General features: G+C 65.4%; 15 protein-coding genes. 8 read left to right on the top strand and 7 right to left on the bottom strand.

Features of this window, described 5'->3' with window-relative positions:
• Positions 1-184: 184 nt before the first annotated feature.
• Entirely contained in the window at positions 185-445 is a 261-nt protein-coding gene (locus VN047_RS09790) for a hypothetical protein (RefSeq protein ID WP_325542181.1), read from the bottom strand.
• A gap of 110 nt (positions 446-555) precedes the next feature.
• On the opposite strand from VN047_RS09790, the gene VN047_RS09785 reads away from it, so the two are divergent.
• Complete coding sequence (locus VN047_RS09785) at positions 556-2,028, top strand: ATP-binding protein (protein WP_325542179.1); 1,473 nt, start codon at positions 556-558, stop codon at positions 2,026-2,028.
• A 193-nt stretch (positions 2,029-2,221) separates the two neighbouring features.
• On the top strand, positions 2,222-3,706 hold the full coding sequence (locus VN047_RS09780) for a heme peroxidase family protein (protein ID WP_325542177.1): 1,485 nt from the start codon (positions 2,222-2,224) through the stop codon (positions 3,704-3,706).
• Positions 3,707-3,750: 44 nt separating this feature from the next.
• Here VN047_RS09780 and VN047_RS09775 read toward each other — a convergent pair whose 3' ends face one another.
• The gene (locus VN047_RS09775; protein WP_325542175.1) at positions 3,751-3,948 is read right to left on the bottom strand and encodes a DUF1192 domain-containing protein; all 198 of its coding nucleotides are present in this window, start codon (positions 3,946-3,948) and stop codon (positions 3,751-3,753) included.
• Positions 3,949-4,063: 115 nt separating this feature from the next.
• On the opposite strand from VN047_RS09775, the gene VN047_RS09770 reads away from it, so the two are divergent.
• The 5 genes from VN047_RS09770 (at position 4,064) to VN047_RS09750 (ending at position 8,115) form a co-directional block, all read left to right on the top strand.
• On the top strand, positions 4,064-5,065 hold the full coding sequence (locus tag VN047_RS09770) for an NAD(P)H-quinone oxidoreductase (protein WP_325542173.1): 1,002 nt from the start codon (positions 4,064-4,066) through the stop codon (positions 5,063-5,065).
• A gap of 66 nt (positions 5,066-5,131) precedes the next feature.
• The gene (locus VN047_RS09765; RefSeq protein ID WP_325542171.1) at positions 5,132-5,713 is read left to right on the top strand and encodes a hypothetical protein; all 582 of its coding nucleotides are present in this window, start codon (positions 5,132-5,134) and stop codon (positions 5,711-5,713) included.
• 51 nt (positions 5,714-5,764) lie between these two features.
• Positions 5,765-6,199 carry an acetyltransferase gene (locus VN047_RS09760; RefSeq protein WP_325542169.1) on the top strand — a complete coding sequence of 145 codons (435 nt, stop codon included), beginning with the start codon at positions 5,765-5,767 and terminating at the stop codon, positions 6,197-6,199.
• 137 nt (positions 6,200-6,336) lie between these two features.
• Positions 6,337-6,972, top strand: a complete 636-nt coding sequence (locus VN047_RS09755) for a DUF1013 domain-containing protein (RefSeq protein WP_325542183.1) — start codon at positions 6,337-6,339, stop codon at positions 6,970-6,972.
• A 3-nt stretch (positions 6,973-6,975) separates the two neighbouring features.
• Positions 6,976-8,115 carry an MBL fold metallo-hydrolase gene (locus VN047_RS09750; protein ID WP_325542167.1) on the top strand — a complete coding sequence of 380 codons (1,140 nt, stop codon included), beginning with the start codon at positions 6,976-6,978 and terminating at the stop codon, positions 8,113-8,115.
• A 157-nt stretch (positions 8,116-8,272) separates the two neighbouring features.
• On the opposite strand, the gene VN047_RS09745 is transcribed toward VN047_RS09750, so the two are convergent.
• Positions 8,273-8,548, bottom strand: a complete 276-nt coding sequence (locus tag VN047_RS09745) for a hypothetical protein (RefSeq protein ID WP_325542165.1) — start codon at positions 8,546-8,548, stop codon at positions 8,273-8,275.
• Positions 8,549-8,679: 131 nt separating this feature from the next.
• On the opposite strand from VN047_RS09745, the gene VN047_RS09740 reads away from it, so the two are divergent.
• Positions 8,680-9,888 (top strand): DUF481 domain-containing protein, encoded by a 1,209-nt coding sequence (locus VN047_RS09740; RefSeq protein WP_325542163.1) that lies wholly within the window; start codon positions 8,680-8,682, stop codon positions 9,886-9,888.
• On the opposite strand, the gene VN047_RS09735 is transcribed toward VN047_RS09740, so the two are convergent.
• The 4 genes from VN047_RS09735 to VN047_RS09720 all read right to left on the bottom strand — a co-directional run bounded on the left by VN047_RS09735 (position 9,889) and on the right by VN047_RS09720 (position 13,997).
• On the bottom strand, positions 9,889-10,350 hold the full coding sequence (locus tag VN047_RS09735; protein ID WP_325542161.1) for a VOC family protein: 462 nt from the start codon (positions 10,348-10,350) through the stop codon (positions 9,889-9,891). It lies immediately after the preceding gene.
• The gene (locus tag VN047_RS09730; RefSeq protein WP_325542159.1) at positions 10,347-11,882 is read right to left on the bottom strand and encodes a M20/M25/M40 family metallo-hydrolase; all 1,536 of its coding nucleotides are present in this window, start codon (positions 11,880-11,882) and stop codon (positions 10,347-10,349) included. The genes VN047_RS09735 and VN047_RS09730 overlap by 4 nt, the downstream gene beginning before the upstream one ends.
• Before the next feature lie 81 nt (positions 11,883-11,963).
• Positions 11,964-12,455, bottom strand: a complete 492-nt coding sequence (locus VN047_RS09725; protein ID WP_325542158.1) for a hypothetical protein — start codon at positions 12,453-12,455, stop codon at positions 11,964-11,966.
• An 18-nt stretch (positions 12,456-12,473) separates the two neighbouring features.
• Positions 12,474-13,997, bottom strand: coding sequence for a fumarate hydratase (locus tag VN047_RS09720; protein WP_325542156.1), 1,524 nt, complete (start codon positions 13,995-13,997; stop codon positions 12,474-12,476).
• Positions 13,998-14,188: the final 191 nt, after the last annotated feature.

Here is a 14,188-nt window from a genome sequence, read left to right as displayed (position 1 = left end):
ATCTCCTTGCGGGGACCAGGCCGGGGAGAGCGGCCCCCTTAGAAATGCAACGTGGCGATGCCGCCGCCCCACCGCAAGGGAAAAGCGGATGGCTTTGTGAAATTACGATGACGGGGGTTGCGGTGTGGTTAACGGAGTGTTGAGAATTTGAGGAAGGCGCGACAATTCACTTTGTCATCCCGGATTAATTCTCGCCCGCCTGATCGACCATATCCATGAAATCGCGCGCTACATTGCGCTCGCCCTCGTCCTTGAACGCGATGTCGAGGTCGGGTGCGACGCCGAGCATGTACATCAGCGTCCAGAGTGCGAAGCGGCGGCCGGGGTTGGTTTCGAGGCCGAAGTCGACGCGCATGCGTTCGGTGCCCGCGGCGTGCGCCTCGGGGTGGATCGCCGCGATGTCTGCGGTGCCGAAATAGCGGCGGAGCTGGTCGTCGAAATCCATGGCGCCCTTTTGGCGCGTTCGTGCCGCTTGGCAAGGCCGCGCGGCAAAATCCGCCGACCCGAAACCTCGCGCGGTTGTCTTTGGCCAAGCGCCCCGATAGGGCGGCCATCGTGAAGACCAGCATCGACATCGGCACCGACGCAACGGGACAGAATGTGCGCATCGACGTGCAGGAACTGCTCGCGACGCGCCTGCTCGTCCAGGGCAATTCGGGGTCGGGCAAGTCGCACCTCTTGCGCCGCATCCTCGAGGAAAGCGCCGAGCTGGTGCAGCAGATCGTGATCGATCCCGAAGGCGATTTCGTGACGCTCGCCGACGCGTACAGCCATGTCGTGATCAACGGCGGCGACTATAACGAGCGCGAGATCGCGGCGATGGGCGCGCGCATCCGCGAACATCGCGCGTCGATCATCCTCAGCCTCGAATCGCTCGATATCGAGGCGCAGATGACGTGCGCGGCGGCGTTCCTGAACGCGCTGTTCGATGCGCCGCGCGAGCACTGGTTCCCCGCGCTGGTCGTGGTCGACGAGGCGCAGATGTTCGCGCCGAGCGTCGCGGGGGACGTTGCCGACAATGTCCGCCGCGCGAGCCTGGGCGCAATGACCAACCTGATGTGCCGCGGGCGCAAGCGCGGTCTGGCGGGCGCGATCGCGACGCAGCGGCTGGCAAAGCTGGCAAAGAATGTCGCCGCCGAGGCGAGCAATTTCCTGATGGGGCGCACCTTCCTCGACATCGACATGGCACGCGCCGCCGACCTGCTCGGCATGGAGCGGCGGCAGGCCGAGACGATCCGTGACCTCGAACGCGGACATTTCCTTGGCCTCGGTCCCGCGATCTCGCGGCGCCCGCTGTCGGTGCGGATCGGCGCGACGCAAACGTCGACGCGGATGGGGACGCACGGTCTGATGCCACTGCCCGAGGCCGGGGGCGAGGACATGCGCTCGATGCTGTTCACCGAACTGGAGGCACCAGCCCAGCCCCGCTTCCTTGCACCCGAACCCGAGCCGGTCGCGGCAAGCGAAGTGCTGGAGCGGATAGCGGCGAGCGAGGGGCTGCACGAAGATCTGGATGCGCCGCCCGTGCTCGATATTCTCGAGGCGGTCGAGGAAGCCGAGCAGAGCGACGCGGTGGTGATCGAGACGCTGCAGGAGATGCTGTCGGACCCCGATTGCGCGTTCCAGCCCGAATCCTTCCTCTATCAGGATTTCTCGGTGCGCTGCCGGATGCAGAAGCTGAAGAAGGTGCCGCTCGACCTCGCAGCCTTCCGCCGCCGTTTCGCGCTGGCGAAGGGCGGCGTGTTCGATCCGTCCGAGCCGCGCTGGCGCGAAGTGCTCATCGTCGCCGACCGCCTGCCGCACGACATGTTCGCGCCTTTCTTGCAGATCGCGCGCGCCGCGATGGACGGCGAACCCTGCCCCGACGACGAGATTCTCGGCCGCGCCTATGGCAGCCGTTCGCCGGGGCGGATCCGCCGGCTGGTCGAATATATGGAAAAGCAGGGCGTGATCGTCGTGCGCGCCGATTTCGGCGGGCGGCGATCGATCGGTATTCCCGAACTCGGGCTCAGCACCGAAGCCGAATAGGGCGCCCGCGCCTCATTCTGTCGCGATTTCGCCGCGACCCGGCAAGTTAATCCGGAATTAGCTACCTAAAATCTTGGGACCGTGCCCCGATCGGGGCAATCCTTGCCGCAGGTTCGCGCCTAAAACAGCGGATGCCAGCTCTCTTGGTGGGTGGATCGTCCCGACAATCCCGAAAACCACAGGAGAGACTGCCATGCCTCGTCACGGCGTATATCCGCGCGACATCGTTCCGCCGCGCTCCAAATATTCCGACGCCGGCCGCTTTGGCCGCATGTTCGGCGAATTGCCGCCCTTTGCTGCCGACACCCCCGATGTGCGCGCTGCGCTGATCGAGATCGGCAAGGTCGGGGGCATCATGGATGCCAAGGACAATCTGACCAGGACCCCTGCCGAGCTGATCACCAACCCGGCGCTGTCGGCGAAGAACAGCGATAATCCGACGCTGACCGCGGGATTCACCTTCCTCGGCCAGTTCCTCGACCATGACATGACGTTCGATCCGACATCGAGCCTCGAGCGGCAGGTCGATCCCGAACAGATCGCCAATTTCCGCACGCCGAGCTTCGGGCTCGACAATGTCTATGGCGCGGGGCCGGGCGGCAGTCCGCATCTGTACGATACGCAGGGCGGCAAGGGCGGCAAGTTCCTGCTGGAAGCGACGGGGACGGCGAACAAGTTCGACCTGCCGCGCAACAGCCAGAATGTCGCGCTGATCGCCGACCCGCGCGACGATGAAAATCTGATTATCGGCCAGCTTCAGGTTGCCTTCCTCAAATTTCACAACGCGGTCGTCGACTATGTGAAGACCAGGATCAGGCTGACCGGATCGGACGAGATTTTCGCCGAGGCGCAGCGGATCGTGCGCTGGCATTATCAGTGGATCATCGTGCACGAATTCCTGCGCAAGACGTGCGGCGACGCGGTGGTCGACGATGTGCTGACCAATGGCCGCAAATATTATAGCTGGCATAACGAGCCCTATATCCCGGTCGAATTTTCGGTTGCCGCCTATCGGTTCGGGCACAGTCAGGTGCGGCCGTCGTACCGCGCCAACTTCACCGGCAACGGGGGCAGCCCGTTCTTTGCGATGATCTTTACCCCGACGCCGTCGGACCCGAGCGATCCCGACGATCTGTCGGGCGGCTGCCGTGCGCCGCGGCGCTTCATCGACTGGCCGACCTTCTTCGATTTCAGCGACGGCAATGTGAAACCGAACAAGAAGATCGACACCACGCTGTCGACGTCACTGTTCCGCCTGCCGGGATCGGTCGTGCCGAACCCCGATCCGAAGTCGAACCCGGCGTCGCTCGCGCAGCGCAACCTGCTTCGCCACCTGACCTTCTCGCTGCCGTCGGGGCAGCGGGTGGCGCGCGCGATGAAGCTGCCCGAACTGTCGAAGGGCGATCTGTCCGATCTCAAGCCGCACGGCTTCGACGACCGCACGCCGCTCTGGTTCTATATATTGCGCGAGGCGCAAGTGACGCAGAATGGCGAGCGGCTGGGGCCGGTCGGGGCGCGGATCGTCACCGAAGTGTTCCTCGGGCTGCTGCAGGGCGACAAGGGATCCTATCTGTCGCAGGACCCCGAATGGCAGCCGTTCCTGCCCACGGTCGACGCTTCGAAAAAGGGCGACGATTTCCGGATGATCGACCTGCTTCGCTACGCCGAGGTCGCGTAGGGGCGAGACCGCCGGCGCCCGTCAAAAGGCGCCGGCGGTCAACGTCAATTCTTCCTGAACAGCGCCTCGGCGACCGCCTTGTGGCTGGTCGCGGCGCTGCGGTGCGCCTTGACGCGCCGGATCTCGGCTTCGAGCGTATCGATGCGTTCGCCCAGTTCGTCGACCGACAGCGGGTCGAGCGGTTGCCTGATCAGGGCCGCGAGCACATCGTCGCGGCGGCGGGGAAGGTCGTCATCGTCCATGGCGTGTCCTCTCTCGCTGGTCCCCGGCTGCAAGCGCGCGACAGTTGACCCGTGTCGCTGCACTGTCAATAAGGCGGGGCAGAGGGACCAAAATGGCCAGTGGGGGAATTTCAGCGTGACCAGCCTGCCAGCGAGCATGACCGCCATCGCGATACGCGAACCGGGCGGGCCCGAGGTATTGGAGCCGACGACGCGTCCGGTGCCGCAGCCGGGACCCGGCGAGGTGCTCGTGCGCGTCGCCGCGGCCGGCGTGAACCGGCCCGACGTCCTGCAACGCATGGGCTTTTATCCGCCACCGCCGGGCGCATCGGATCTGCCCGGGCTGGAGATCGCGGGGACCGTGGTCGCGACCGCCCCCGGGGGCGATCCCGAGCTTCTGGGACAGGCGGTCTGCGCACTCGTCGCGGGCGGCGGCTATGCCGAATATTGCGTCGCGCCGGCGGGAAGCTGCCTGCCGGTACCTCCCGGCTTTTCGATGGAAGAAGCGGCGGCGCTGCCCGAGACCGTCTTTACCGTGTGGCATAATCTGTTCGAGCGCGCGTGGGTGGCCGAGGGCGAGACGGTGCTGATTCACGGCGGTACCAGCGGCATCGGCACGACCGCGATCGGCCTAAGCAAACTGTTCGGGATCAGGACCGTCGTGACCTGCGGCAGCGCAGAGAAATGCGATGCGGCGCGTGCGCTGGGCGCAGACCTCGCGGTCGATTATTCGAGCGAGGATTATGTCGAGGCGGTCAAGGGCTTTACCGGGGGCAAGGGTGTCAACGCGGTTCTCGACATGGTCGGCGGCGATTATCTGCCGCGCAACCTTGCCTGCCTTGCTGACGACGGACGCCACGTCACGATCGCGTTCCAGCGCGGCGCGAAGGTCGAGATCGACATCGCCGACGTCATGCGCCGCCGCCTGACCCTGACCGGATCGACGCTTCGCGCGCGCAGCGCCGATTTCAAGGCCGCGCTCGCCGACGAGATTCACGGCACGCTCTGGCCGCGACTGGCGGAAGGCGGATGGAAGCCCGCGATGGACGAGAGCTTTCCCCTAGCCGAGGCGAGCGCGGCGCATGCGCGGATGCAGGCGGGCGCACATGTCGGAAAGATCGTGCTTCGGGTGGGATGAGCCGAGGAACGTCTTCCGGCGTCGCCGGTTGATCGATCGGGGGGTATCCGAGGAGTCTTCCCCCCAATGCTTTCGACAAAAGATATGCGTATCCTGCTCGTGCCGGCGACGGCCATTGCGCTTGCCCTCTCCGGCTGTTCGCAGCCCGCGCAGGATGAAAAGGCGCCGACAGCGTCGTACGACGGCAGCGTCGGTCCTGAAAGAGCCGCGGCGGCCGAAACCGCTCCGCCGGCGATCAAGCCGGCCGATATCCCGACGCGCGGCGGCGACGGATCGCCGATCGAGCTTGCCGCGCTCGGCGAAGGCGATATCGGCGGTGCCAAATTGAAGGGCGAACTTGCCTGTAGCTTCGCCGACGAGGAGGGGGCGCAGCCAATCCTGCTCGCGCAGGGCGATGTTGCGTCGGAAGAACCCTCGCGCGGGATCGTGAAGGTCGGCGATACGACCGAAAGCATCTCGGCCAACGGCGGTTTCGATGCGATGGCAAAGGGGACGAAGTTCTTTGCCAAGGGGATGGAGCTTCGCGTTGCGCTGACCGGCCCTGCGCCGGGTGGCGGCGAATCGCCGCCGCGCCCTGCGACGCTGACTGCCGACCGCGCGGATGGGGCGCAGCGGGTGTTCGCCGGGCTTTGGCAGTGCGGCCCGTAAAGGCCGACCGCCCGTTTGCGTCGATCGCCGCGCCGGGCTATCGGCGCGCGCATGATCAGGATCCGGACTTCGACGCCCGCTGACGGCGAACGCGTGCTCGCCATATGGGGCGATGCCGTCGACGCGACGCATGATTTTCTGAGCATCGGGGACCGCGCGGCGATCGGCGAGGAGGTTGCGGGCTTCCTTCCGTCCGCGCCGCTGTGGCTCGCGGTCGATGCAGATGACCGGCCGCTCGGTTTCATGCTGCTCGACGGTTCGCACATGGAAGCGTTGTTCATCGATCCGGCGTGCCGCGGAACCGGGATCGGGCGGATGCTGGTCGCGCATGCGCTGACGCTGCATCCGGTCATCACGACCGACGTGAATGAACAGAACGGACAGGCGGTCGGTTTCTATGCCCGGATGGGTTTTACCCCGACCGGGCGGTCCGCGCATGACGGGCAGGGGCGCGCCTATCCGCTGGTGCATCTGCGTTCGGCCTAGGTTCGCAGCGCAGCAGGCTTGCCCCACGGCGCAAACAGGTCTACATCCACCGCCGAACGGCCGCCTCGCAAGGGGCGGCCCTTATTATTTCCGCTTGGAGACTTTTCGTCATGGCCAACGCCGATGCCACCCCGCTGATGCCGCATGCGACCGCCGCCTGGCTGGTCGACAACACCGGCCTCACCTTTGTCCAGATCGCCGAATATTGCGGTATCCATATCCTCGAGGTCCAGGCGATCGCCGACGAGACCGCGGCGACCAAATATACCGGCCGCGACCCCGTCCGCGCGCACGAACTGTCGATGGACGAAATCGAAAAGGGTCAGAAGGACCCGAACTACAAGCTCAAGATGAGCAAGCAGGCGCAGGACACGATCCGCCGCACCCGCGGTCCGCGCTACACCCCGGTCAGCAAGCGTCAGGACAAGCCCGACGGCATCGCGTGGATCCTGAAGAACCATCCCGAAGTATCGGACGGCGCGATCGGCAAGCTGATCGGCACGACGCGCAACACGATCGGCGCGATCCGCGACCGCAGCCACTGGAACAGCGCGAACATCGTGCCCAAGGATCCGGTGACGCTCGGCCTCTGTTCGCAGCGTGAACTCGACGCGCTCGTCGCCAAGGCCGCGAAGAAGGCCGGCATCAAGGCGCCCGAGGACAGCCGTTTCGAGGGCGACCGCGAAGCGCTGCTCGAGGAACTGCGCGCCGAACGCACGGCGGCGGCCGAAGCGCGCGCTGCCGAAGAGGCCGAAACCGACGGCGAAGCCTGAGGCATGGCCGGGTCGGACGAGGATCATATTCCGGCAGCGAGCGGCTCGCCGGATGCCTCGCTGACACAGGACGACAGCTTTACTGCGACGAGCCATGCCGGCCTCACCTATCCGTGGGGCGAGGCCGCGCCGGGGCCGGGCGAGACGATCCGCATCGCGAACGGGATCAGCTGGGCGCGAATCCCGATGCCGGGGTCGCTGGGTCATATCAACAGCTGGCTGCTCGACGACGTTACCAGTGACGGGGGGGATGGCCTCGCCGTCGTCGATACGGGCATCTGCCTGACGATGTGCTCGGACGCATGGAAGGCGCTGTACGCGGGCGCGCTCAAGGACGTGGCCATCACGCGCGTCATCGGCACACACCTGCACCCCGACCATATCGGCCTCGCCGGCTGGATTGCGAAAAAGCAGGACGTCAAGTTGTGGATGACGCGCGGCGAGATGCTGACCGCGCGCGCGATCGTTGCCGATTCCTCTGACACTGCGCCCGACGAGGTGCTCACCCAGTCGCGCGCCGCGGGCTGGGACGAAGCCGCGATAGACGCGCAGCGCAGCCGCGGCTGGAACATGTTCCAGCGCATGATCTTCACCTTGCCGCGCTCCTATGTGCGGATCGAGGATGGCGAAACGCTCGACATGGGCGCGCACCGGTGGCGCGTCGTTACGGGATCGGGGCACAGCCCCGAGCATGCATGTCTGTGGAACGAGAAAGAGGGCGTGCTGGTGTCGGGCGACCAGGTGCTGCCGCGGATCAGTTCGAACGTTTCGGTCAATATCACCGAACCCGACGCCGACCCGCTCGGCGAATGGCTGGCGTCGATCGACAAGCTGCTCGCCACCCTTCCCGCAGACGTCATCGTCTGTCCCGCGCATGGCGAGCCGTTCAAGGGACTGCACGTCCGGCTGATCGCGCTGCGCGACGAGCACCGGATGCGGCTCTATAATCTGGCTGAAGCAGCCGCGAAGGCGCCGATGCGCGCCGTCGACAGCTTTCCCCTGCTGTTCAACCGCCCGATCGGCGAACATAATCTGGGTCTCGCGACGGGCGAGGCGCTGGCGCATCTGAAGCGGCTGGAGGTCGAAGGCCGCGTGCGCCGCGAGGATCGGGGCGGCGTGTGGTGGTATCACGGCGTGGCATGAGACGCCGGGCAGATGGCTTGCGTTGGGTTAGATTCAGGCCATTCGTCACCCGGCCTTGATCCGGGATCCACCGCGCACTGACGTCATGGACCCCGGATCAAGTCCGGGGTGACGATAAAGGGGAGGGGCTGCTTCCGGTCGATTAGCGTCGCGCGACCTATCGCGGCCGGTGCATGATCCAGCTGAACGCCATCGCATTGAAGATCGTGTAGAGACCGTACAGCATCAGACCGGTGAACCAGTTCTGCACGCCGATCGCCATCGCGCCGACGAGCAGCAGGAATTCGAAAACATAGGTTATGTGCGGCCCGGCCTTGTCGGCGAGCGGCTTTACCATTTGCTGTACCAGCGGATCGTCGCTTTCCATGAAGGCGCGGTGCATCGCGAAATTGCCGATGCCGGCGCAGAAAATGGCGAGGATCGCGATATACATAGGTTTGCAAATGGGACCAGCGGGGTGGAAATGCCAGCGCCTTTCGGGTTATAGGGACAACCGGACGCGCGCTGGCTCGTACCAATGATCGAACGAGCCCGGCTTTCTGCCCCCAGAGAAGGACGTCTTCGGTGACATCACTCCCCCGCTTCGCGGTTCTCGGCCTGTTAGCCTTCGCGGCCCCCCCGGCCGAGGCGTCGCAGGAACCGGTGACGCCGCCGCAGCCCAATCCCGTGCTCGCCGACCCGGTCCTGGCCAATCCCGTGCCGACCGACCCGATGCTGGCCGATCCGTTGCCTTTGGAGACCGTGCCGCTCCATCCGATGCTGCCCGATGATGTCCGCGCGATGATCGACGCCGCGATGGCGAGCGGCGAGGACGCCGATGTCGAAGCGGTGATCAAGGTCGCCCTGCTGGCCAATCCATACAGCGCCCGGGAAATCGACGCGCTGCTCGCGGAGTATCGGAACAGACACGCGCCGGTGGTTCCGCCCGACCCGGTACGCACCATGCTCGCCGCCGCGATCGCGAGCGGCAAGGATGCCGATGTCGAGGCGGTCGCAAAGCTTGCCAAGGCAACCAACCCCGACGACGCGGCGGAGATCGAAGCGCGGCTGGTAGCCTATCGCGCCGAGCGAAAGCGGCTGAAGGACGAGGCTGCGGCTGCCGCGCGCGCCAAGCTGGCGGCCTCGAAATTCTGGCAGAACTGGAAGGGCGAAGGGCAGATCGGCGCGTCGCAGAGCAGCGGCAACACCGAGTCTGCGGGCCTGAGCGCGGGCGTGGCGCTCGCACGCAAGGGGATCGACTGGACTCACAAGATGCGCGCGCAGGCCGATTATCAGCGGACGAACGGCGAGACATCGGTCGAACGATATCTGGCCGAGGTGGAGCCGCAATACCGGATCAACGACCGCGCCTTTGCCTATGGACTCGGTCGGTGGGAACACGACCGCATCCTCGGGTACGACAGGCGCTGGAACCTGTCGGGCGGGCTGGGGTACAAGGTGATCGACAACAAGAAGATGACGCTGAGCCTGAAAGGCGGCCCGGCGTTTCGCCAGACCGATTTCGTGAACGGCGACAACGATACCGAACTGACCGGGCTGGCGGGCCTCGATTTCGGCTGGCAATTGTCGCCGACGCTGCGGCTGACCCAGGTCGCATCGACGATCATCGGCGAGGCCAACGGGTCCACCAGTTCGCAGACCGCGCTCAATGCCAAGCTGACCGGGGCGCTGTCCGCCCGCATCGCCTATTCGGCGCAGATCGACACGAGCCCGCCGCCGGGGATCGAAAGCGTCGATACGCAGACGCGGTTCACGCTGGTCTACGGCTTCTAGTCAACTCCCGTCGAACGCATCGGCGTTGCCGATCTCCTGACCTTCGGCGAGCAGCCCGATTCCGGGGACATGGTTGAACTCGATACGGATGCCGTCGGGGTCCTCGAACAGGATCGAATAATAGCCCGGCGCCCAGGGTTCTTCCCGCGGTGCATGGACAATATGGATATCGGCGCGTTTTTCCAGAAATGCGCCGATGGCATCGACTGCGGCCCGGTCGCGCATGCGGAAACAGGCGTGGTGCAATCCCGGCGCGCCCTGATCGAAACGCTTGCCGGCATTTTCGGGGCTGCCGGTGCGAATGCCGATCGCGGTGCGCCCGCCGACGCCGTAGAGCATATATTCGCTGTCGAGCACGATCTTGAGATCGAGGTAGCCGAGCATTGCACGCCAGAAGGCGGTCGAACGCTCGAAATCCCCTGCGGTCAGGATGACGTGCGCGACGCCGTTGAGGTCGCTCATTTGATCGCCGCCAGCGTGTAGAGGAACTCGGCGAAACCCATCGTCGAATCGACAAGGCCCGCAACCTTCGGGTTGGTCGAATCGATCAGGAAATATTCGTCGGGGGCATGCGCGCCCGAGCCGTGGCCGATGCCGAAATGACCCGCCGGGATCGAGACCGGCGGCGAGGTGAAGGTCGAACCCGGCCAGCTGCCAGCCATCCGCGGGTTGAGGCTCGTGGCCACGCCGAGCTTCTTGTACGTCGCAAGCTCGGAACGGATGAGAATGCTGTTCTCGTCGACCTCGGTCGGATCATAGCCGCCCGAGACGTTCGCCTCGACATCGGCGAAGCCGTGCTTGTCGAGATGGGCGCGCAGCTTCTTTTCGGCCTCGGCGCGCGTCTGGTTGGGGACAAGACGCAGGTCGAGCTTGGCGACCGCGCGGCCCGGAAGCACGGTCTTGCCGCCGGGACCGGTGTAACCCGCGACAAGGCCCTCGATATTGACCGTCGGTTCCTGCGCGAGGCGGATCAGCGCGTCGTCGTACGACAGATTGTCGATCCAGTGGGTGACGCCGAGCGCGGCCTTCTGCTGGGCTTCATCGCCCGCCTTCGCGGCCTCGCGGATCAGCGTCTTTTCGCGCTCGGTCAGCGGGCGGACATTTTCGAACCAGCCCTCGATCGCGGGCTTGTTGCCATCGGGGGTCACGAGCGTCTGGAGCGCCTGCACGAGTCGCCAAGCGGGCGAATCGACCATCGCCTTCAGGCTCGAATGGACGTCGCCCTTCGGCCCGCGGCCCCATTTCTCGCCGCTCGCGACCAGTTCGAGTTCGATGATCCCCTTCGAACCGAGGTTGACCGTGACATTGCCCGTCTTGCCCTGCGAGGCGAAGGGAATGAAGATGCCGTCGCATTTCTTCAATGCGGCGAGGATGTTCGGCTTGGTCGCGATCTGGCGGAAGTGCGGCGATCCGATCTCCTCCTCGCCTTCGCACACGAGCACGATGTTGACGGGCAGCTTGCGCCCCGCGGCGCGGATCGCGTGGAGCGCGGCGAGAAAGGTCGCTTCAGGACCCTTCTGGTTCACCGCGCCGCGGCCCATGATCGCCTGCCCGAAGCCGGGGCGCTCGACCATCCTGCCTTCGAGCGGCGGTGACGACCATTCGGCGGCGTCGAACTGCTTCACGTCGTACATGAAATAGATGCCGAGCGTGCGCCTGGCGCCGACGTCGATCGTCCCGAACACGCCGGAATGGCCGTCGGTCGGCACGATCTCGACGTTGGTGAAGCCTGCATCCTTTGCGAGCTCGGCCATATAGGCAGCGCCCTCGGGCATGCTGCGGTTCTCGGCGGCGATCGAGGGGAGGGCGATCCAGTCGCGGATGCGTTTGATCGACGCTTCCTTGCCCGCCTCGGCCGCCTTGCGGATATCCGCCATCGATCCCGATTGGGCGAGCAGCGGAAGCGGTTGCATGAAGGCGGCGCCAGCGCCGAGCATCGCGGTGCCGCGGAGCATGTCGCGGCGATTCAGTCGATCGAAGTTACGGAAATCCATCCTGCGTCCCCTGCCTGCATTGTATACGAAGCAATCTGCCGGATCGGCGGCGAAACGCAAGCGCGTGTCAGGGACTTACCGTTACAGGATAGGGCGCGCGTCGATTTCGCGGGCGAGGAAGGCGAGGATTTTCTCGAGATCTTCTGCCGGTTCCGGTTGCGCCCGGAAGGCGGCGAGGCCCGCGAAGATCATCAGCAGCGGAATACCGGCGAAAAAGGTCGCGAACAGACCGGCGCCGGGAATGAAGAGGAAGGCGAGAACCCCGCCGATCACGAACAGCGACAGGAAGCCGACCCACACGTATGGAAAATAACGCGCCTCGGGCGGGGTGCCGAAGGTGCCGGTGATCCGCGTGCCGCCCTTGTATGATTCCATGACCGCGTCGAGCACCGGCTCCATATTCGTCCGTGAATTGCGCTGGCGATAGCGCAGTTTCATATCGCCTTCGCTGCCCTTGCCGAACACGCGCGCCTTTGCGTCCGGCATGGGGTCGTCCATGATCCGCTTGAGCATGCGCGCGATCTGCTGGGGCGAGTGGGGGGCGTAAAGGTCGATGGGTTGCTGGTTCGACATCGTTTCGCCCCCCGTCGTTTACGCGTTTTCCAGCAATCCCTCGTCCGCGATCCGCTTTTGCCACAGCTTCGGCGCGTTGACGTGGACGTTCTGGCCTTCGCTGTCGACCGCGACGGTGACGGGGAAGTCCTTGACCTCGAACTCGTAGATCGCTTCCATGCCGAGGTCGGCGAAGCCGACGACCTTGCTTCCCTTGATGGCGCGCGCGACGAGATAGGCGGCGCCGCCGACCGTCATCAGATAGGCGCTCTTGTGCTTCGCGATCGCCTGCGTCGCGGCGGGGCCGCGTTCGGCCTTGCCGACGCAGGCAAGCAGGCCCTGATCGAGCATCATGTCCATGAACTTGTCCATGCGCGTCGCGGTGGTGGGGCCTGCGGGGCCGACGATTTCCTCGCCGACCGGATCGACCGGGCCGACATAATAGATCACGCGACCCTTGAACTCGACGGGCAGCTCCTCTCCCTTTGCGAGCATGTCGGCGATGCGCTTGTGCGCGGCGTCGCGGCCGGTGAGCATCTTGCCATTGAGGAGGATGCGGTCGCCCTGTTTCCAGCTAGCGACGACCTCGGGGGTCAGGGTGTCGAGGTCGACGCGGATCGCCGCCTTGTCGGGCGCCCAGTCGATCTGCGGGTAATCGGCGAGCACCGGCGGCTCGAGGAAGGCGGGACCGCTGCCGTCGAGCGTCACATGCGCGTGGCGCGTTGCGGCGCAGTTGGGGATCATCGCGACGGGCTTCGACGCGGCGTGCGTCGGCCAGTCGGCGATCTTGACGTCGAGCACGGTTGCGAGCCCGCCGAGGCCTTGCGCGCCGATGCCGAGCGCGTTGACCTTTTCATAAAGCTCGATGCGCAATTCCTCGGTCGGATTGCTCGGGCCGCGCGCGAGCAGTTCGGTCATGTCGATCGGGTCCATCAGCGACTGTTTGGCGAGCAGCATCGCCTTTTCGGCGGTGCCGCCGATGCCGATGCCGAGCATGCCGGGCGGGCACCAGCCGGCGCCCATCTGCGGGACCATTTCGAGCACCCAGTCGACGATCGAGTCCGACGGGTTCATCATCTTGAACTTCGACTTGTTCTCGCTGCCGCCGCCCTTTGCGGCGACGTCGATATGCACCTTCGCACCGGGAACCATCTCGACATTGAGGACCGAGGGCGTGTTGTCCCGGGTATTGACGCGACTGAACGCGGGATCGGCAAGGATCGAGGCGCGGAGCTTGTTTTCGGGGTGGAGATAGGCCTTGCGCACGCCCTCGTCGACGACCTGTTGCAGGCTGCGGGGGCTGTCGAGGCGGCAGTCCATGCCCCACTTGATGAAGACAGTGACGATGCCGGTATCCTGGCAGATCGGGCGGTGCCCCTCGGCGCACATGCGGCTGTTCGACAGGATCTGCGCCATCGCATCCTTCGCGGCGGTTGATACCTCGCGTTCGTAGGCGGCGCCGAGTGCGCGGATATAGTCCATCGGATGGAAATAGCTGATGTACTGGAGCGCGTCGGCGATCGTTTCGATGAGATCGTCTTCGCGAATGATCACGGTGTTCATGTGCAGCCTTTCGCCCTTTTTCGGGATTCGCCGGCTTCCCTAGACCTGCATCGCCGGAGTGGAAAGAGGGGTCAGGTGCGGCGGCGGCCGAAGACGCGGCGGGCCGGCGGAGGGGCCTTCAGCGGATCGGGCCAGACGGCCACCTCGCCGAAATCGACGAGCGGGCGTCCCCGGGCGAACGCCTGCCAGCT

This window comes from Sphingopyxis sp. (assembly GCF_035565275.1).
GTDB lineage: Bacteria > Pseudomonadota > Alphaproteobacteria > Sphingomonadales > Sphingomonadaceae > Sphingopyxis.
Note: the sequence above shows the minus strand (reverse complement) of the source record. Positions and strands in the feature narration are given on the sequence as shown.